16 protein-coding genes and 1 pseudogene are annotated in these 18,320 nt (G+C 72.0%); 5 read left to right on the plus strand and 12 right to left on the minus strand.

Annotation, left to right across the window (positions count from 1 at the left end):
- The first annotated feature begins 53 nt into the window (after nucleotides 1–53).
- From AC507J_RS28985 to AC507J_RS28995, 3 genes are all read left to right on the plus strand, one after another.
- Nucleotides 54–467, plus strand: coding sequence for a type II toxin-antitoxin system Phd/YefM family antitoxin (locus tag AC507J_RS28985; protein WP_496293122.1), 414 nt, complete (start codon nucleotides 54–56; stop codon nucleotides 465–467).
- A gap of 195 nt (nucleotides 468–662) precedes the next feature.
- Nucleotides 663–1,781, plus strand: coding sequence for a transporter substrate-binding domain-containing protein (locus AC507J_RS28990; RefSeq protein ID WP_496293124.1), 1,119 nt, complete (start codon nucleotides 663–665; stop codon nucleotides 1,779–1,781).
- Complete coding sequence (locus AC507J_RS28995; protein WP_496293126.1) at nucleotides 1,685–2,734, plus strand: hypothetical protein; 1,050 nt, start codon at nucleotides 1,685–1,687, stop codon at nucleotides 2,732–2,734. The genes AC507J_RS28990 and AC507J_RS28995 overlap by 97 nt, the downstream gene beginning before the upstream one ends.
- Here AC507J_RS28995 and smpB read toward each other — a convergent pair.
- The 8 genes and pseudogenes from smpB to AC507J_RS29035 form a co-directional block, all read right to left on the minus strand.
- The gene (gene smpB / locus AC507J_RS29000; RefSeq protein ID WP_496293128.1) at nucleotides 2,721–3,200 is read right to left on the minus strand and encodes an SsrA-binding protein SmpB; all 480 of its coding nucleotides are present in this window, start codon (nucleotides 3,198–3,200) and stop codon (nucleotides 2,721–2,723) included. The genes AC507J_RS28995 and smpB overlap by 14 nt on opposite strands.
- A 21-nt stretch (nucleotides 3,201–3,221) precedes the next feature.
- Nucleotides 3,222–5,552 (minus strand): hypothetical protein, encoded by a 2,331-nt coding sequence (locus AC507J_RS29005; protein ID WP_496293130.1) that lies wholly within the window; start codon nucleotides 5,550–5,552, stop codon nucleotides 3,222–3,224.
- Nucleotides 5,553–5,817: 265 nt separating this feature from the next.
- A complete protein-coding gene (locus AC507J_RS29010; RefSeq protein WP_496293182.1) occupies nucleotides 5,818–6,321 on the minus strand; it encodes an NUDIX domain-containing protein in 504 nt (167 codons plus the stop codon).
- Nucleotides 6,322–6,479: 158 nt separating this feature from the next.
- A complete protein-coding gene (locus AC507J_RS29015; RefSeq protein WP_496293132.1) occupies nucleotides 6,480–7,118 on the minus strand; it encodes an SRPBCC family protein in 639 nt (212 codons plus the stop codon).
- Nucleotides 7,115–7,509 (minus strand): annotated as a pseudogene (locus tag AC507J_RS29020) (ArsR/SmtB family transcription factor). Before AC507J_RS29020 ends, AC507J_RS29015 begins: the two are co-directional and overlap by 4 nt.
- A gap of 49 nt (nucleotides 7,510–7,558) precedes the next feature.
- Entirely contained in the window at nucleotides 7,559–9,604 is a 2,046-nt protein-coding gene (locus AC507J_RS29025; protein ID WP_496293134.1) for an amylo-alpha-1,6-glucosidase, read from the minus strand.
- A complete protein-coding gene (locus tag AC507J_RS29030) occupies nucleotides 9,601–9,990 on the minus strand; it encodes an SCP2 sterol-binding domain-containing protein (protein WP_496293136.1) in 390 nt (129 codons plus the stop codon). Before AC507J_RS29030 ends, AC507J_RS29025 begins: the two co-directional genes overlap by 4 nt.
- A gap of 163 nt (nucleotides 9,991–10,153) precedes the next feature.
- Complete coding sequence (locus AC507J_RS29035; RefSeq protein ID WP_496293138.1) at nucleotides 10,154–11,470, minus strand: flavin monoamine oxidase family protein; 1,317 nt, start codon at nucleotides 11,468–11,470, stop codon at nucleotides 10,154–10,156.
- 343 nt (nucleotides 11,471–11,813) lie between these two features.
- Between AC507J_RS29035 and AC507J_RS29040 the strand changes: the two genes are divergently transcribed.
- Complete coding sequence (locus AC507J_RS29040; RefSeq protein ID WP_496293140.1) at nucleotides 11,814–12,116, plus strand: TraR/DksA family transcriptional regulator; 303 nt, start codon at nucleotides 11,814–11,816, stop codon at nucleotides 12,114–12,116.
- A 23-nt stretch (nucleotides 12,117–12,139) separates the two neighbouring features.
- Here the strand turns inward: AC507J_RS29040 and AC507J_RS29045 are convergent, their stop codons facing one another.
- From AC507J_RS29045 to AC507J_RS29060, 4 genes are all read right to left on the minus strand, one after another.
- Nucleotides 12,140–12,730, minus strand: coding sequence for an ATP-binding protein (locus AC507J_RS29045; protein WP_496293142.1), 591 nt, complete (start codon nucleotides 12,728–12,730; stop codon nucleotides 12,140–12,142).
- A gap of 72 nt (nucleotides 12,731–12,802) precedes the next feature.
- Complete coding sequence (locus tag AC507J_RS29050) at nucleotides 12,803–13,756, minus strand: SDR family oxidoreductase (RefSeq protein ID WP_496293144.1); 954 nt, start codon at nucleotides 13,754–13,756, stop codon at nucleotides 12,803–12,805.
- A complete protein-coding gene (locus tag AC507J_RS29055) occupies nucleotides 13,746–15,233 on the minus strand; it encodes a flavin-containing monooxygenase (protein WP_496293146.1) in 1,488 nt (495 codons plus the stop codon). The genes AC507J_RS29050 and AC507J_RS29055 overlap by 11 nt, the downstream gene beginning before the upstream one ends.
- A gap of 17 nt (nucleotides 15,234–15,250) precedes the next feature.
- A complete protein-coding gene (locus AC507J_RS29060) occupies nucleotides 15,251–15,967 on the minus strand; it encodes a TetR family transcriptional regulator (protein ID WP_496293148.1) in 717 nt (238 codons plus the stop codon).
- 775 nt (nucleotides 15,968–16,742) lie between these two features.
- Here AC507J_RS29060 and glpK point away from each other — a divergent pair.
- Nucleotides 16,743–18,260 (plus strand): glycerol kinase GlpK, encoded by a 1,518-nt coding sequence (glpK, locus tag AC507J_RS29065; protein ID WP_496293150.1) that lies wholly within the window; start codon nucleotides 16,743–16,745, stop codon nucleotides 18,258–18,260.
- The last annotated feature ends 60 nt before the right edge of the window (nucleotides 18,261–18,320 follow it).

The raw sequence follows: 18,320 nt of genomic DNA on the forward strand, positions 1-18,320 counted from the left end.
CCCCGGAGGGCACGGTCGCGGAAAGTGTCGTACCCGGTACCGAGAATGCATTCATGGCTGTCCCCGCCCTCACCCCACGAAACGCCCCCCGGCGCTCGTTGCCGCTGCGCGAGGCGCGCACCAGGCTGAGTCAGCTCGTCGCGATGGCGGAGCTGACGGACACCGTCACCGTGATCACCCGCGACGGCGACCCGCGCCCGGTCGCCGCGATCGTGCCCGCGGGTGCCGCCCGCACCGCCGCCCAGGCCCGCGCCGATGCCGAGCGGCTCGCCGAGGTCACCGCCGGCTGGTCCCGGCGACTCGAGGCCCAGCGGGAGCAGAGCGCCCGCCGACACGCCGCCGAGTTGCAGACGCTCAGCGCGGCACTGGCCGAGGCGTGGGCCGAGTTGGACCGACGGGCGGCGCCGGCCGGCGACCCCGCGCTTGCCCGGCTGCGCGCGGCCCACGCGCACCTGCTCGCCCGCTGACCCAGCTACCGGGCATCCGCTCCAAGGCGTTCGGTCGCTGGCCAGGCGGTGTCGACCCGGCCAGCCCGGTGCGGGCTGGCTCGTGACCCCACGGGTCGTCCCGGCCGACGCGGGTCGGTCACACTTGGGTAACCGTGGGTCACCTGTTGCTGCTGGGCCGCCACAATGGAGGCTCGCGCTTCACGGGGGGTGACGATGACCGAGCCGGACGACACTGTCGGGGAGCGGCCCCTGACCGGCGGTGCAGGGTCGTCGCGTGGCCGCCGGCTGCGCCTTGCCGCGCTGCTCCTGCTGCTTGTGGTGGTCGTCGTCGCGGTGATCAGGGTGGTCGCCGCAGCCGGTCCGCCCACCCGGGAGCAGTTGCGGGAGCGGGCCGGGCTGACCGGCAAGCAGACCCTCTACATCGGCGTCAAGGACGACCAGCCCGGGATTTCGCAGCAACTGGAGAACGGCGCCTTCGAGGGCTTCGACATCGAGATCGCCTACATGATCGCTGAGGATCTCGGCTTCGACGCGCCGCGGGTGACGTTCCTGGCCATCGAGAGCGAGGACCGCGCCCGCCGGCAGGCCCGCACCGCTGACGGCAGCTTCGTCACGGTCGACCTGGTGGTCGCCTCGTACAGCATCACCGAACAGCGCCGGCAGCAGGGCGTGATCTTCTCCGCGCCGTACCTGGAGACCGAACAGTCGGTGATCACCCTGGACTCGTACGCCGGGGAGGTGACCAGCCTGCGCGACCTCGCCGGCAAGCGGGTGTGCACCCTCGCCACGTCGACCTCGGAACAGAACCTGGAACAGTTGGAGGCGGTGGCGCACGGCCGCAACCGGATCAGTCAGTGCGTCCAGGAGCTGCACGACGGCAAGGTCGACGCGGTCACCACCGACGCGGCGATCCTGGCCGGTTTCGTGGGCCCCCGGCCCTCCGGCGAGCTGCCGCCGAGAAACAAACTGGAGCGGGTCAAGAAGCTGCGCCACTGGGACATCGGTGCCGACACCTCGGAGATGTACGGCGTGAACACCGGCCCGAACCCGGCGCTTCGTGACCTGGTCAACCTCTCGCTCCAGGAGTCGGCGGACGGCCCCGACGGGGACCGGTGGCGGGCGGCCTTCGACCGGTACCTCAGGTCCGAGCAGCAGTACAACAACCCGCAGCAGGTCGCGGTTGACCGGCAACCGGAACCCGGGCTGGAGGACAGAGTGGAGGTACGGCAGTGGCCGTGGGAGAGGTTCGCACTGCCGGCCCCGCATCGACCACGCCCGGCCCCGTCAACCGGCGTCGCTCGGGCGCGCGGCAGGCGCAGCAGTGGCTGCTGACCCTGCTGCCCGCCTTCCCGGTGCTGCTGCTGGTGCTGCGGCTGTGGCGGCTCAGCCGGCAGGACATGTCGACGATGCTGTTGCTCGTGCAGTACGTCAGCCCGTTGGGGCTGCTCAGCGCCCTGCTCATCGCCCTGGTCTGGGCAGCGCCGCTGGTCGTCCTGGTGCTCGCCGTGCTCGGCGAGTTGTTGCAGGTCAGCGCTCCAGAGCGGTTCGATCCGGAGCGGTCGCTGGTGGCGTACGCCAGCTCCCGCACGCCGGACTGGGTGCTGGTGGTGACGGGCGCGCTGGCCGCCCTCACCTGGCAGCTGCGGTTCCTGCCGGCGCTGGTGATGCTCTTGGTGTGGCTGGTCGCCCTCCGGGCCCGTAACCGGTTCCCCGACCGGCCCCGGACGCTTGTCGCCACCGGTCTGGTTCTGCCGGTGGTGGTGGCCGCGGCCTGCTACGCCTGGCTCGGCCCGGCCATCGGGGCGGCGTTGCGGCACGGTGAGCTGGCCACCGCCGCGCTGCTGGCGCTGCCGCCGGCCGGCACGCTGGTGCTGACCGGGCCAGTGCCGGCGCGGGCCGCCCCGGCATTGACCCGTACGCTCACCTACACGGTCGGTGCGCTGCTGCCGGTACTGACGGGAGTGGTCTTCCTGCGGGTGCCGCTGCTGCCCGCGGTGGCCGTCGAGGTCGGTGATCCGGTCACCCGGGAGGTGGTCCTGGGTGAGGCGGTGACGGTGACCGACCGGATGACAATCGTGCTGGACCGCTCCGGTGAGATCCGCTTCCTGATCAACGACGAGGTGCGGGGCCAGGTGCTCTGCCCGAACGCCGTCCGGACGCCGGCCAGCCGGGTGGCCGTGGCGGGTTGGCCGGTGGAGGACGCCGCCCTGAACTGGATGATGCCCCGCCGTCCGGTCGGCGTACCGGATCCGCGCTGCGCCGGCCTGGTGCCTATCGGCCCTTGAGCCGGCGGCCCAGCTCGCGGGCGATCTCCCGGTCGGCGTCGCGGGCGGCGAGCGCCTGCCGCTTGTCGTACGATCTGCGGCCCCTGGCCAGGGCCAGCTCGACCTTTGCCCAGCCGCCGGAGAAGTACATCGACAGCGGCACCAGGGTGATGCCACCCTCGCGGATCCGGTCCAGGATCCGGGCGATCTCCACCCGACGTAGCAGCAGTTTGCGGGTCCGGCGGGGCGCGTGATTGGTCCAGCTGCCGTAGCCGTACTCCGCGATGTGCAGGCCGTGCAGCATGATCTCCCCGGCATGCTCCTGGGCGAATGCGTCGACCAGCGAGACCCGACCCGCACGCAGGGACTTGACCTCGGTGCCGGCCAGCACGATCCCGGCCTCGTACGTCTTCAGGATGGTGTAGTCGTGTCGGGCCTTGCGGTTCGACGCGACAAACGTCCGCTCCGTGCTCCGGGAGGCGCTCACCGGCGAAGGATATCGACCCGGTCACCGTGGTCGCTCGCGGAGCCGGCGCGCCAGGTCCGCCACGGCGGCGGCCAACCGGGGGTCCTCCTCGCCGGGCCAGTGCCCGATGATCGGTGGCGGGACACTGTCGCCCGGTGGTGGCACGACGTCCCACGGGTCGCGTAGCCGGTGGTCGACGTCGCCGGCCGGGCCGGGTGCGGCCGGTTGCCGGCCCGGCCGGTGCGGCGAGAAGATCCAGCCGCCGATCGGATCGGTGTCGCGCCACAGGTTCACCCACCGCCAGTTGACCCGTTCGCCGACCTCGTGAAGCACCTGGTCGTCGACGAAGGCGGGAAAAAGCCGCGCGTAGAGCCGGCGCAGCGGCGACCCGTACGTCAGCAGGGCGAGGTGGCCGCAGACCTGGGGCGGCAACTGGAGCAGCGTCGCGGCGAGCAGCACCGAGCCGTGGCTGTGCCCGGCCAGCAGCACGCCCCGGCCCTGTTCGGCGAGGTAGGTGATCCGCCGGCCCAGTTCCGGCACCGCCCGTTCCGCGTAACAGGGCGGCGCGAACGGGTGCGCCGCCCGGGGCCAGAAGGTGCCCAGATCCCACAGCACGCCGACGTAGCGGCGGAACTCGGCCGTACGGTAGGCGAAGATTCCGCCGATGAACAGGGCGAACACCACCGCCGAGATGACCAGGCTGCCCATCTGGATGGCGAAGTCGGTCGCCTCCGCCGGCAGCCGGATGAGGCGTTCGACCACCTCGCCCGGCGCGAGTCCCAGCATGCCGAGCAGGCTCGTTGGCATGCCGACGATGACGACGCCTGCGTAGACCACGGTGAGCAGCTCCAGGCGTTCGGTGAACCGGGCCCGGGCGATTGCCTGTTTGACCTGACCCAACCGGAAGTCGGCGGCCGGGGGAGCGTCGGGGAAGTCGCGGGCCACGGTGGCCCCGGCGGTACGCCTCCGCGCGCGCCGGCTGGCCAGGGTCACCACCCCGGCACCGAGCAGCACCGCCGCCGCGGCCACCAGGAACACGAAGAGCGACCATTTGAAGCCCAGGGGCGGACCGATTCCCCGTTCCATGTCGGCCGAGGCCTGGCGGTTGAGCAGGTCGGCGACCCGGTAGACGAGGTCGGCCGAGATCGCGACGGCCAGCCCGGTCGCCACGGCGGCGATCACCGGGGCGCCCAGCCCCTGGAGCGACCCGGCGCCGAGCCCGTTGCAGCCGAAGCCACGGCGCATCTCGTCGCGCTCGACTCCGTCGACCGACCCGATCTTCCCGCTACCGGCGTCCGGGCTTCTGCCGACCGACGTTGCCGCCTCGCCGCGGCCGGCGGCGGTGCGCGACCGGCGGCGTCCGGCCAGCGCCACCGCCCCGAGCGCGAAGAGCAGGATCGACTGGGTGAGGATGACCAGGCCGACCATCCGGGCGTAGCCCGGCAGGCCCTCGCCCGGCCGCCATGGTGTCGGGTCGGCCGCCACCGCGATCAGCGTCAGCGGGGTCAGGATGCAGGCGGTGATGCGCAACCACCCGGGCACCCGGTCGACGATCCGCTCGGTCGCCCGCGTGTCGATCAAGGGGTGCGCGCAGATCAGGGCGACGCAGGCGGCGAGGACCAGCCCGGTCAGCACGGTCAGTGCGACGCTGACGGCCGACGCGCCTGCGGAGACCCGGGCCGTGAGCAGGCCCAGGTTCAGGGTGGTGAAACCGACGGCGACGTGCAGCGAACGCAGCCGCCCCACCATCGGAGCGCTGTCCCACTGGGCCACCGCGCTGAGCTGATGCCGACCGCTGCTCGCGGTGGGCGTATGGAAGGCGTCGAACTTGCCTCCCGGGCGGACGCTGAGCCACCAGACCAGGCCGAGCGCGGCGGCCGGAAGCAGTGCCAACACCGCCAGCGTCAGCCCGGTGGGACGGCCGCCCAGCCAGGACAGCCACGGGCGGCCGGCCAGGCATTCCGGCTTCGGCAAACATCGCCAGGCGACTAGGTCCAGCGCCACTCCCATCGCCGCGAGCACGTACAGCATGGTCAGCGAGAGGGCGAGCAGCCGGCACACCGCCTTGAGTCCCGCCCCGGTGCGGCCAGGATGGGCCGGTTGCATCCAGATCGCGACGTTGCAGAGCATGAAGGGCAGCAGGAACACCAGCGACACGGTCCGTACGACGGTGCCCGAGGGCAGGTCGCTCCAGCGGTACGCCTCCAGCGTCACCCCCGCCGGTCCCTTGGCGTCGGGGTAGTCGGCGCGGGGTCGGAAGAATCCGCCGTTGTTGTCCCCGGCGACCTGGTGGCTGTGCGGGCGGCCGAGGATCTGCTCGGCATGGGCACCCGACACGCCGTGCACCCGCAACTCCACGATGTCGTCCGACATCCCTGGTCCGCTGGTCATCGGCCCCCCGGAAGGTCAACACCGGCGGATCGGCGTGGGTCGACCGACCGGGCCGCGCTGTCGCGGCCCGGCCCGACTACCCGTCTCGCCGGTGGCCACGCCTGGCTGTCAGGCGTGGATCAGGGTGACCAGCCCGGCCAGCGCGCCCAGCGGGGCCCCGGCCGGATGCGCCGCGTGCCGGCCCAGCGGAAGTGCCACCCCGACAGCAGACGCCACAGCCCGAAGCCGACCAGCGTCAGCTCACCGGTCAGGCCGCTCGGCGGGCGAAGAAGTCGGCGAGCACCTGGGTGTGGGTGGAGAAGGCCAGCTCGACGGGCTCGGTCAACACCAGCCACTCGGTGGCCTCGGCCGTCGGCGCCGAGGGCGGCAGCTCCTCCACCGGACGCGCCGGCAACTCCCCGAAGACCATCATGGTGCCGCCGGCCGGTGCGCTCAGCACCGCGACCAGTTCCGCGCCGGCCGGGTCGGCCAGCAGTCCGGTCTCTTCCCGCAGTTCGCGCACCAGTGCGTCCCGCCACTGCTCGCCGTACTCGATGAAGCCGCCGGGCAGCGCGAGCAGCCCGCGCGCGGGCTCGATGTCGCGGCGGACCACCACCACACCGAGCCCGCCGGGGGTACGCACCGGCAGTAGCGCCACCGCGACGGGCAGCGGGTTGCGCCAGACCGTCTCGCCGCAGGCCGCGCAGATCCGCGGCCAGCCGGCCGCCGCCGGGTAGGGCGTGCCGCAGTAGGAACAGTGCGAGTACGCCATCGGGGTCACGCGGCTGCACGTTACCGCACCACGCCCGGTGCGGCCCGTCCCGCGAGGCGGCTGCGCAGCCTGGCGGGACGGGGTCAGGGTCGGGCCGAGATGCTGCCCGGTCACCCCAACCCGCCGGGTCCGGTCCGGCCCCCGGCGCTGCCGGCAGGTCAGGGCTGCGGGGTGCCGGTGTAGAAGGCCGTGGTGCGGTCGGCGGCGGCCCGTGCCTCGTCCGGGCTGGTGCCGGCCGCGACGCTCGCCTCGTGCCAGCCTTCGCTACTGGCCGCCACGAAGGCCCGCCCGGCGGCGGAGCCCATCCAGGCCGCATCCTGTTCCGGCGGTGCGTCGCCCGCACCGGCGAGATGGGTGGCGAGGCCGAGGAGCGCGAGGTCCCAGCCGACACCGGTCGCGCCGGGACCGAACTGGAGCCAGAACTCGTCCTTGACGTGACCCACGTGCTCGATCAGAAGCCGGGTGCGACCGTCGTCGGTCGGGTTCAGACGAACCTCGATCCAGCTGATCTCACCGCCGAACTCCCAGGTGGCGGCGAACGACTTCGGTGGGTCGCACTGCTCGACGGTGCCGCTGGCGTTGCCCTCCACCTGGAAGCGGCCGTGCAGCCGTAACTCGCCGGAGACCGGCGCGAACCATCGGGGCAGCCGCTCGGGGTTGGTGCAGGCGTCCCAGACATCGGCCATGGGCGCGTCGTACGTCTGGCTGATGGTCATCACCCGGGCCTCGCCCGCCGCCAACGTGCGGGTGCCGACCTGGCGCCGGACGGCGCTGATCTGAGCGGTTGTGTCGATCATGTTGTCCTCCTGTCGTTTTCCTCGTCGCGGTGCCGGCTAGGGACGGAGGGCTGGTGGACCCCCGCCTCGCGGGCAGCGCGGCGACCTCTGGCGAGTTCGGTGGCGAGTGCGGTCAGCGGCGGCGTCCAGAACTGCGGAAGCCCTCCAGCCACTGATCGACCTCCCGCAGCGGGCGCGGGTCGACCGCGTACAGGCGTCGCGTCCCTTCCGGTCGGACCGTGGCGAAGCCCGTCTCCCGCAGCACCCGGAGATGTTGCGAGACAGCGGGCTGCGAGATGCCGAACTCGGCCCGGATCACCTCGCAGATTCCGCCGGCGGTCAGTTCACCGTCGGCGAGCAGCTCCAGGATCCGCCGCCGGACGGGATCCCCGAGCACCTCGAACGCATGCACCTGATCTTTCTATCAGGGCCGCCTTATATAAGCAAGCGCGTAATAAAGGTCAGGAGCGGCCGGCGCGGGCGTTGCCTATCGCGTCCATCAGGCCCCACCGTCCCGCGATGTCGAGCAGTTCGATGCGGCCGATCCGCTCCGGGATCTCCGGATGCACCACCATGTGGTCACCATCCGGTTCCAGGCCGAGCAGGGTACGCAGCAGCAGGAAGGTGGCGCCCGTGGCGGCGGCCTGCGGGCTGTTCGCCGCCGGGTACGGCACCGGATAGCGGGTCAGTTCCCGGTCGTAACCGGCGAACGACTCCGGCATCCGCCCGGCGAAGTGTTGCGCGGCATCGATGACGCTCTCGGCGATGCGTCCCGCCTCGGCGCTGAAGCCGTACCGGCGCAGCCCCGCCGCGATCAGCGAGTTGTCGAACGGCCACACGGTGCCGACGTGGTAGCCGAGCGGGTTGTAGCGGAACTGCCCGGTGGCCAGGGTCCGCACCCCCCAGCCGGAGAAGAGTCGCGGGCCGAGCAGCTGCTCGGCGACCGCGCCGGCCCGGGAGTCCTCGACGATGCCGCTCCACAGCAGATGGCCCATGTTCGAGGCCAGCGCGTCGACCTGGTCGCCGTCGGGCCCGAGCGCGAGCGCGAAGTAGCCGCCGGCGCTGATCCAGTAGTCCCGGTTGAACCGCTGCTTGAGCTCCTCCGCCTCCCGTTCCAGCCGGTCGGCGTACGTCGGGTCGCCCCAGAACTCGCGGGCCAACCGTGCGCCGCGCCGCTTGGCGTCGTACGCGTACCCCTGCAACTCGCAGGTGGCGCGGGGCAGGCCGGGCAGTCGGCCGTCGGCGTAACAGATCGCCTCGGGGGAATCCTTCCAGCAGTGGTTCTGCGCCCCGGTCTGCTCGTTGCGGGTCCGGTACCAGATGTAGCCGTCGCCGCGCAGATCGCCGTACTCGTCGATCCAGTGCAGCGCCGCGCGAGCCGCGTCCTCGAGATCCCGGACCAGCTCGGCGTCGCCGGTCCAGCGCTGGTACTCGTCGAGCAGCACGACGAATAGGGGAGTGACGTCCGCGCCCCCGTAGTACGGCGACTGCGGTCGCTCCTCGAATGCGGCCAGTTCGCCGTAGCGGAACTCGTTGAGGATCTTGCCGGGTTCCTCGTCCCGGAAGTCGTCGAGGACCGTGCCCTGAAGCAGGGCGAGCAGCCGCAGGGTGGTGAAGGTCAGCCGGGGTACGAAGGGAAGGGTCTGGAAACAGGTGATGATGGCGTCCCGGCCGATGACCGCGGCCGACCAGGGCAACCCGGCCGCGAGCATCGTCTCGTGCGGCAGCGCCAGCGGGGAGAAGCGCAGGCCGGCCAGGTCCTCCAGGCCGCGCCGATAGGTCATGACCAGCGGTTCCCAGTCGCAGCGCAGCCGGGGCGCGGCGGCCACCCACCGGCTCAGCTCGCGGCGCAACCGTGGTCCCGTCCGGTCCGACGGGAGCCGCAACCGGCTCTGGGCGTTCACCCCGTCCGGGCGCAGCATCATGCTCTGCACATGGAACGTCGTGCTCCACCTACCCTGCCGGTCGAGGTGGACCCGGAAGGTCATGCCGTGCTCGTCGAACTCGGCGGGCTCGCTGGAGACGACCTCGGTCACCCGGTGGAACCGTTCCCGCCGGCACCCCAGCCGCAGCCCGTGGTCGAACACCTCCCGGTAGCCGCGCAACGCGGAGGCCTGCGGCCAGACCACGTTGTAGATCGGCGCGAAGTCGCTGTCGACGTCGATCCGCACCACGTAGCTGACCGGCGCGCCGGTGTGGTTGAGCACGGTGAGACGTTCGCGGAAGCTGCTGTCCGACATCCACCGGTCGCGGATGATCGACACCTTGGCGTCGACATAGTGGGTCGGATGGCCGGGGACCAGGAAGAACCGGATCTCGTAGTAGTTCGGCTCGTGCACCGCGAGCGGGTGCAGTCGCTCCCCGTTCAGGCTCAGCCGCCAGGTGGAGAGGAACCGGGTGTCGAAGGCGAAGAAGCCGCTCGGACCGGTGGGGCTGAAGACCATGTCCCCGTTGTCCTCGCTGAGGACGAAGATGTTGCCGTCGAGGATGCGGACGAGCCTCTTCACCGCGCCTCCCGTTCCGGCGACCGGTCCGCCCCGGCCAGGGTGCGGGGATGACGGGCATCCGGCGGCGGCGGGAACAGGCGCTCCAGCAGGACCACCATGCGGAACTGCCCGTCGGCGACGAGGTCGTTGCGCAGGAACGCCGGCAGTGGCTTGATCTCGCCCCGCGCCAACCGGACGAAGGTCGTCTCGTCGGTGTGGATCACGGTGTCGGCTTCCTCCTCGCCGCCGTGGGACACCACGATCCGGCCCCGCTCGATGACGATCAGCCAGCGGTCCACACCGTCGTGCGAGGTCAGGTCGAAGCGGACGCTGCCGGAGATCTGTCGCAGCATCCGTCCGCCACCGTGGGCGAGGTGGTCGAAGAAGTCGCGTACCGCCTCCGACACAGCTCACCTCCAGGGGCGTACCCAGCCTGAGGCGGCTGCTTCCGGCCGACCCACCCGGCCCGACCGCACCCGGTGCTCACCGTCCAACTGCGCCGCCACCTGCAACTTTAGCGGCTTTAGTCCGCTTCAGGACTGGTCTTCGGTCGGCCCCGGCCCGGTGCGGTCACAGCCGCGCCAGGACCTCGACGGCCGCACGTTCGCCCGCCTCCAACGCCCCGTCGAGGTAACCGAGCCATCGGGTCGCGGTCTCCGTACCCGCCCAGTGGATTCGGCCCACCGGGGTACGCAGGCTCGGCCCGTACTCCCGCGCCGAGCCGGGCGTCAGTACGCCACAGAAGCAGCCGCGGGTCCACGGGTCGGCCGACCAGTCGTACTCGACGACCTCCTCGGCGTGCCGTGCGGCGGGGCCGACGATCGTGGTCAGCGCGTCGAGCAGCGCGGCGCGGCGGGCCGGTGCCGCCATCCGGCGCAGCGCGTTCGCCTCCGCCCCGTAGCTGAAGGCGGTCAGCACCCCGCGCGACGTGCCCGGCGTACCGCCGTCGACGGTCTCGGTGACCGGCCCGTCGGTGCAGGTGGCGACGCCGGAGATGCCGTCGGCCCGCCAGAACGGCTCCGGGTAGACGACGTGCGTCTTGAGCGCCGATCCCATCGGCATCCGCTGGGTCAGCCCGTCGCGCAGCGCGGGCAGCGCCGGCACGTACCGGATCCGACCGGCAAGCGCCGGGGGCACCGCCACCACCACCGCCTCGGCCGCGAAGCGCCCGGCGTCGGTCTGGGCCACCACACGCGCCTCGTCCTGTTCGATGGCGACCACCGGCTCGGCCAACCGGAGCACCTCCGGGCCCAGCGCGGCGGCCATCGCCTCGGCCAGGGCGGCCGGGCCACCGACGATCCGGTCCTGCTGCGCGCCGCCGGCCATCGCCAGCAACATCGACGCCCCGCCGCCGCTGCGCAGGTAGCCGGCCAACTGGAGCAGGGAGACCTGGTCGGGCGAGACGGCCAGCAGGCCACCGGCGAGCAGCCGGCCGAGATACCGGGCGGTCACCGGATCGGGCGCGGTGGCCGTCAGCCAGGCGCCAAGGGTGGTCCGGTCCCACCGGTCCGCCTCGGGCGCGGCCCACAGCGCGGCCGGATCCAGGCGCGCGGCATAACCGTCCAGCAGGTCGAGGACCCGGGCCGCGTCCTGCGGTGCGGCGCTCCGACGCGCGCCCTCCCACACCACCACCGACGCGCCGTACGCGGCGGACGGGAAGGTGGTCAGCGCGTACCGGTGCACCAACTCGTCGACCCGGCGCTGGGTGGGGCCGATCCACTGGGCGCCCAGATCGAGCTGCGTGCCGTCGGCCAGCCAGCGGGTCAGGGCCCGCCCACCCACCCGGTCACGGGCCTCCAGCACCCGGACCCGTACGCCGGCCCGCAGCAGGCGCAGCGCGGCGGCGAGCCCGGAGAAGCCGGCCCCGACGACGAGGACGTCGGTCATGCCGGGTACTACCCGCATCCGGGACCCATATGGCGCGTTACCGGATGCCGGGTCCCGACCCGCTATCTCCGTTGGCCCGCTCTGGCGCGGGGGCTATGGTGGTTCGATGTACCCGGTCATCCCGCTGCGCCACGCCGCCGTCGCCACGGCTGCGTCGGTGTCGGCTGCCCGCTGCGGGCAGAGCGCGGCGGTGATCCGCTCGGGTCGGCCCTCCGCCCAGGCCGGTGACGGCCAGCCGAGCCCCGCCGGCCGGAGCCCTCCGGAAACCGTCCAACCATCAGGACGGCCAGGGGCGAAGCTCAAGCTTCGGCCCTTTTTCATTTTCCGGAGAAAGGGATTCGACATGAACGACCGGACGTGGCTCACCGAACTCGAGGCGACACTGACCCAGGAACACGAGACGCAGACGGCCCGGCTGACCCAGTTGACGGCCGACACCGGCGACCCGTCGGAGGCGCACACCAACGCCGCCCTGATCGCGGCGACCCGGCACAGCCTGGAGCAGATCTCCGCCGCGCTGCGCCGGATGGCCGCCGGTAGCTACGGCAGCTGCGAGAGGTGTGGCACGGCGATCGCCCGGGAGCGTCTGGAGATCCTGCCGCACGCCCGGTTCTGCGTGCCCTGCCAGCAGAAGCTCAACGGCTGACCCGGCGACGGCTGCCGCATCGGCTACCGGTGCGGCAGCCCGCCGTCGCCGCCGAGGGGACCCTCCGCGCCGCCGGGACCGAAGGGGCCCGGGGCAGCGCCGCCGAGCGGCCGGTTGCCGGTGACGGTCTCCGGCAGTCCCTGGGTGGCGATCACGTCGGGCGGCGCGGTCCGCTCCGGATCCAGGCTGGCGACGACGGTGGCGGTCACCCCGTCGGGCCGGTGGGTGAGGGTCAACGCTCCGGTGAGGTGATGGGCCAGCCAGAGTCCCCGGCCGCCGGGGGTGTTCGCCGCCGGCAGGTTCACCGTCAGGTCGCCGCCGCGGCCGTGGTCGGTCACCTCGCAGACGAGCCGGTCGGCGTGCCGGAACAGGTCGAGCCGCCCCCCACCGCCGCCGTGCAGCACGGCGTTGGTGACCAGTTCGTGGATGGCCAGCACAAGATCCTCGGCCATGTCCCCGGTGAGACCCGCCGCGGCTATCCGGGTGGCGAGCTGGTGCCGCAGCGCGGTCACCGTCTGGGCGGTGAACGGCACGGACAGCAGGGACGTCGCCTCGTCCTCGTCCGGAGACGGACCACCCGGCCCACTGGCGTCCGGCCGACCGAGGTTGCTCATGCTGGCAGAGTACGTCGTCGGGCCGCGACCGCGACCGTTGCGGCAGGGCAAGGATCCTCGCGTCCGCCCCGGTCAGTGCCCCCGGTCCGGTCCGGGCAGGGCTCCGGTGGCTGCCGGATCAGGGTGGCGACCGCAACCGTCAGTGGATGCTGATGATCGGCCGTCGCCCACCGAGGTGCGGCCGAACGCCCGACCGCTGCGGCGCACCTCGGCGGCCATCTGCTCGGCCAGCTCGCCGCCGCCGAACCGGGTGATCAGCGCGTCGGAGAACCCGCTGAGCACCACCGGCCGCAGCGCCTGGGCGAGCCAGATCGAGCGGGGCACGTAGACCTTGCGTCGGCGACGTTCGATGCCGCGCAGAAACGCCTCGGCACAGCGCTCGGCGCTTACCACGCTGGAGAGTGGCCAGGGCAGCCGGCGTTGCGCGTCCCGGAACGACGGGAAGTCCGCGCGGATGTCCCGGACCAGGTCGGTGTCGATCCAGATCGGGTGGGCGGTGCCGACGGTCAGCCCAGCCCGGCGGTTCTCCAACCGCAGCACGTTGCCGAACTGCTCCACCCCGGCCTTCGACGCACAGTAGGCGGCCATCCCCGGCATCGCGGCGAAGGCCGCCGCCGACGAGACCATCAGCACGTGGCCCCGGGCGGCCAGCACGTGTGGCAGCGCCGCGCTTACCGTACGGACCACGCCGGAGAGGTTCACGTCGATGGTGCGTACCAGCGCGTCCACCGGCCCGGTCGCCACGGTGCCGAGATTGGCGATGCCGGCGTTTGCCACCACCACGTCGATGCCGCCGTAGCGCTGCACGGTGGAGGTGACCGCGTCGTCGAGCCCCGCCTGGTCGGTCACGTCGCACTCGTACCAGTGACCGTTCAACTCCCGGGCCACCTCGCGCAGCAGCGCCGGCTCCAGACCGACCAGGGCGACGCGGGCGCCCCGGGCGGCGGCGGCCCGGGCCAGGGCGGCACCGATGCCGCGGGCCGCACCCGTGATCAGGATGGTCCGATCGCGAAGGTCATACCGCATCTGAGTGCTCCAGGTCCCGGTCTGCGCCGCCGATCTCGACGGCCTGGTGGTCGGCGGGGCGGAAGCGGCGCAGCCGCCACCGGTAGCCGGTGGCGTAGCCCGGCCAGATGGTGCTGTTGCGACCGGTCGCGTCGAGGTACCAGCTCGCGCAGCCGGTCTGCCAGACGGTGCCGCGCATCCGCCGGTCCACCCGCTCGGTCCAGCGCCGCTGCGCCTCGATGGTGGGTTCGATGGCGGGTACGCCGGTGGTCCGCAGGTGCCGCAGGGCACCCATGATCAAGCGTAGTTGTGCCTCGATCATCAGCACCACCGAGGTGTGCCCGAGCCCGGTGTTCGGGCCGAGCAGGAAGAACAGGTTGGGGAAGCCGGCCACGGTGGTGCCCTGGTACGCCCGCATGCTCGGCGTCCACTCCTCGGCGAGGCTGCGCCCGTCCCGGCCGTGGATGCGGGAGACGACCGGCGGGTCGGTGACGTGGAAGCCGGTGCCGAAGATGATCGTGTCGGCCGGGTGATGCCCGCCGTCGGCGGTGACCAGACCGTCGGCGGTGATCCGCCGGATGCCGGCGTCGACCACGTCGACGTTGTCGCGGGTCAGGGCCGGCCAGTAGTCGTCGGAGATGAGCACCCGCTTGCAGCCCATCGTGTAGCCGGGGGTGAGGGTGGCGCGCAGTCCCGGATCGTCGACCTCGCGGCGCAGCTTGCGCAGCGACCGCCGGGCGGCGATCCGATTCACCGTGGGATGCAGGAAACCGACGGCCATCGCCTCGCGCGCCAGGTAGCCGGCGGCCCGTACGGCCCGCTGCGTCACCGGCATCCGCCGGAACACGGCCTGCTCCAGGCGGCTGATCCGACGTGACCGGCGGGACATGAGCCACGCGGGGGTGCGCTGGAACAGGGTCAGCCGGGCCACGACGGGCTGGATGCGGGGCACGAACTGCACGGCGGAGGCACCGGTGCCGATCACCGCGACCCGGCGGCCGGTCAGGTCGTGGTCGGGTCGCCAGCGGGCGGAGTGGAAGACGGTGCCGGCGAAGCTGTCGAGGCCGGGCAGGTCGGGCACGGCCGGTTCGCTGAGCGGGCCGGTGGCGCAGATCAACACCCGGGCCCAGTACGCACCGCCGGAGGTGTCCAGCCGCCAGCGTCCGCGTCGGGTGTCCCAGTCGGCCCTGCGCAGCTCGTGGCGCAGCCGCAACTTCGGGCGTACGCCGAAGCGGTCCACGCAGCCGCGCAGGTAGTCCCAGATCTCCCGCTGCCCGGAGAAGGTCTCCGACCAGTACGGGTTGGGCGCGAACGAGAACGAGTACAGGTGCGACGGCACGTCGCAGGCGCACCCGGGATAGGTGTTGTCCCGCCAGGTGCCGCCGACGTCGTCGCCCCGCTCGAAGACGAGAAAGTCGGTGAAACCGGCCCGCTGCAACTGGATGGCCGCGCCCAGGCCGCCGAAGCCGGCCCCGACGATCGCGATGTCGAGCTCCATCGTCCCGCTGTGGTGACTCACGGTGCGATCCGCTCGTGCGCGCGGGTCAGCTCGCGGGGCAGGTCGGCGCTGCGCTGGACGCCCTCGATCCCGCTCCACAGCAGCGTGGTCAGGTACTCGGTGAGCACGGCCCGGCCGATCGGCTGGCCGTGCCCGGTCCACCAGTCACCGACCGCCTGCACGAAGCCGACCAGGCCGTACGCCCACGGCTCCGCCGGGCCCGCGTCCAGGCCGAGCGCGCGCAACCGGTCACCGATGACCCGGGCCAGCCCGGCGGCCACCTGCCGGCTGGTGCCGGCGAGCAGCTGCTGGATGCCCGGTACGCCGGAGGAGTGGACGAGGAACTCGTAGAGCCGGGGCTGGGACTCGATCACCGCGAGGTACGCGTCGATGGTCGCCTCGACCAGATCGCGCTCCTCGCGTACCTGCTCGATGGCGGGGGCGACCGCCGCGACCACCCGGGCCGCCACGTGTTCGCCGACGGCGAGCCAGAGCTGCGACTTGTCGGTGAAGTAGCGGTAGAGCACCGGCTTGCTCACCCCGGCGGTGCTCGCCACCTGGTCCATGTCGACCTCCGGGCCGTACCGCAGCAGGGCCTGCACCGCGGCGGCGATCAGCGCGCGGCGCCGCTGCTCGCGGTGGTCGGCCCAGCGATCCTTGCGCCCGGTGCGGGCGGTCGGTGGGCCGGCCGGTGCGGTGCGGGGTCCGTCGGCACCAGTGGACGGCAATTGCATGCTACTACTCGTAACAGTTACTGGAAGTAACGTCAATCCCAGGGTGCTGCCACCCTGGCGTGGCGTCGACCGGCTACAGGTTTCACCACCTCACCGTCGTAACCCGAGACCGTCTGGACGCTGTCCACCGTGAACCGGGAGTGGGCGACTGTTCCTTCCGAAAGGAAGCGGTAGTCCAATGTCAGGGCGAAGCACGAGGTCGAGAAGACCTGTATCGCGGTGAATTTCTGGGCCGCGTAACTGCCGGGTATCTCGAATTCCTGGACCTGGACGGTCCAGTAGCCGTCCGGGTCCGTGCCGAGGACCGGGGGCCACACGCAACCAGAGAACTGGAGTTGGGAGCGGGGCTCCGCCTCGGCTGACACCTCCCGGGCATCCGGGTGCTTCTGGCGGCAGAGCGTTGCGTTGTCCACATCGGGCGCGGAGCGGGGGTTGAGGGCAAGATATGCGGGGTGGTGAACCTGCCGCCGAGGATTGCTCTTCAGACACCTGATCAGTATCGCGGAGCGGCCGCGGACAACACAATCACGCGACTACTGTCCGTCAATGCCAGCTGCGCGGCGACGTTGGGTGCCCGGCCGGCACTTTCGAGGCCCGCTGGCCGTCGCGCGCCGCTGCGGTGGCCAGGGTCCCCGGGGCATGCTTTGCTCTGCTTCGAGCCGCGCACCGGTTTCCGGCGTGGGGCATCGCGTTGGTTGAGGCAGAGCAGAGCGCCCGCGGCGGCCACCGCCAGAGTGCGGGACGTGACGACCCGGGACGAGAAGGGGGAGCGTGCGTGACCGATTTCGTCGGCGCCGTGGACCAGGGCACCACCAGCACCCGATTCATGATCTTCGACCGTAGCGGTAACGAGGTCGGCCGCCACCAGCTCGAACATCAGCAGATCCTGCCGCGTGCCGGCTGGGTCGAGCACAATCCGCTGGAGATCTGGGAGCGGACCCAGACGGTCGTGCGGACGGCCCTGAACACACACAACCTGGCCGCGGCGGACCTGGTCGCGCTCGGCATCACCAACCAGCGGGAAACCACTGTGGTGTGGAACCGGCGCACCGGCCGGCCGTACTACAACGCCATCGTCTGGCAGGACACGCGTACCGACCGGATCGCTGCCGCCCTGGAGCGGGACGGCCGGGGTGAGGTGATCCGCCGCAAGGCCGGCCTGCCGCCGGCCACCTACTTCTCCGGTGGCAAGATCCAGTGGATCCTGGAGAACGTCGAGGGTGTCCGGGCGGCGGCCGAACGCGGCGAGGCCGTCTTCGGCAACACCGACACCTGGCTGCTGTGGCACCTCACCGGCGGCACCGACGGCGGTGCGCACGTCACCGACCCCACAAACGCCAGCCGCACCATGCTCATGAACCTGGAGACGCTGGACTGGGACGACGAGTTGCTGTCGTTCTTCGACATCCCCCGCGCCATGCTGCCCCGGATCGTCCCCTCCGCAGACCCGCACGCCTACGGCAGCACCCTGCCGACCGGGCCGTTCGGCGGTCCGGTCCGGATCGCCGGTGACCTGGGCGACCAGCAGGCCGCCACCGTCGGACAGGTCTGCTTCGCGCCGGGCGAGGCGAAGAACACCTACGGTACGGGCAACTTCATGCTGCTCAACACCGGCACCGAGATCGTCCGGTCGAAGGCCGGGCTGCTCACCACCGTCTGCTACCAGTTCGCCGGTGCGGCGCCGGTCTACGCGCTGGAGGGCTCGATCGCCGTCACCGGCTCGGCGGTGCAGTGGCTCCGCGACCAGCTGAAAATCATCAGCAGTGCCGCGCAGAGCGAGAACCTGGCCCGCCAGGTCGAGGACAACGGCGGGGTCTACTTCGTGCCCGCCTTCTCCGGCCTGTTCGCCCCGTACTGGCGCGCCGACGCCCGGGGCGCCATCGTCGGGCTGTCCCGCTACAACACCGACGCCCACATCGCCCGGGCCACCCTGGAGGCGATCTGCTACCAGAGCCGGGACGTGGCCGAGGCGATGGCGCAGGATTCCGGCGTATCCCTGGAGTGCCTCAAGGTCGACGGCGGGGTCACCGTCAACGACCTCTGCATGCAGTTGCAGGCGGACATCCTCGGCGTGCCGGTCAGCCGGCCGGTGGTCGGCGAGACCACCGCCCTCGGCGCGGCGTACGCCGCCGGCCTGGCCGTCGGTTTCTGGCGGGACACCGATGAGTTGCGGGAGAACTGGAACGAGAGTCGGCGCTGGCAACCGACCTGGTCGCCGGAGCAGCGCGAGGCCGGCTACGGCGGCTGGCGCAAGGCCGTCCAGCGCACCCTCGACTGGGTCGACATCGACTGACCACGAAGGAGGGGCCCCCTGTTAACGCCTCGTGTAGAGGAAGGGCCCCCTATTAACATC

Source organism: Micromonospora sp. PRAS1 (assembly GCF_059553435.1).

Bases quoted from the DNA above. Each gene is read 5' to 3' on its own strand.
- AC507J_RS29040 (WP_496293140.1), top strand. From the start codon at position 11,814: ATGAACGACCGGACGTGGCTCACCGAACTCGAGGCGACACTGACCCAG.
- AC507J_RS29005 (WP_496293130.1), bottom strand. From the start codon at position 5,552: ATGTCGGACGACATCGTGGAGTTGCGGGTGCACGGCGTGTCGGGTGCC.
- AC507J_RS28990 (WP_496293124.1), top strand. From the start codon at position 663: ATGACCGAGCCGGACGACACTGTCGGGGAGCGGCCCCTGACCGGCGGT.
- AC507J_RS29060 (WP_496293148.1), bottom strand. From the start codon at position 15,967: ATGCAATTGCCGTCCACTGGTGCCGACGGACCCCGCACCGCACCGGCC.
- AC507J_RS29050 (WP_496293144.1), bottom strand. From the start codon at position 13,756: ATGCGGTATGACCTTCGCGATCGGACCATCCTGATCACGGGTGCGGCC.
- AC507J_RS29010 (WP_496293182.1), bottom strand. From the start codon at position 6,321: ATGGCGTACTCGCACTGTTCCTACTGCGGCACGCCCTACCCGGCGGCG.
- AC507J_RS29035 (WP_496293138.1), bottom strand. From the start codon at position 11,470: ATGACCGACGTCCTCGTCGTCGGGGCCGGCTTCTCCGGGCTCGCCGCC.
- AC507J_RS29055 (WP_496293146.1), bottom strand. From the start codon at position 15,233: ATGGAGCTCGACATCGCGATCGTCGGGGCCGGCTTCGGCGGCCTGGGC.
- AC507J_RS28985 (WP_496293122.1), top strand. From the start codon at position 54: ATGGCTGTCCCCGCCCTCACCCCACGAAACGCCCCCCGGCGCTCGTTG.
- AC507J_RS29045 (WP_496293142.1), bottom strand. From the start codon at position 12,730: ATGAGCAACCTCGGTCGGCCGGACGCCAGTGGGCCGGGTGGTCCGTCT.
- AC507J_RS29015 (WP_496293132.1), bottom strand. From the start codon at position 7,118: ATGATCGACACAACCGCTCAGATCAGCGCCGTCCGGCGCCAGGTCGGC.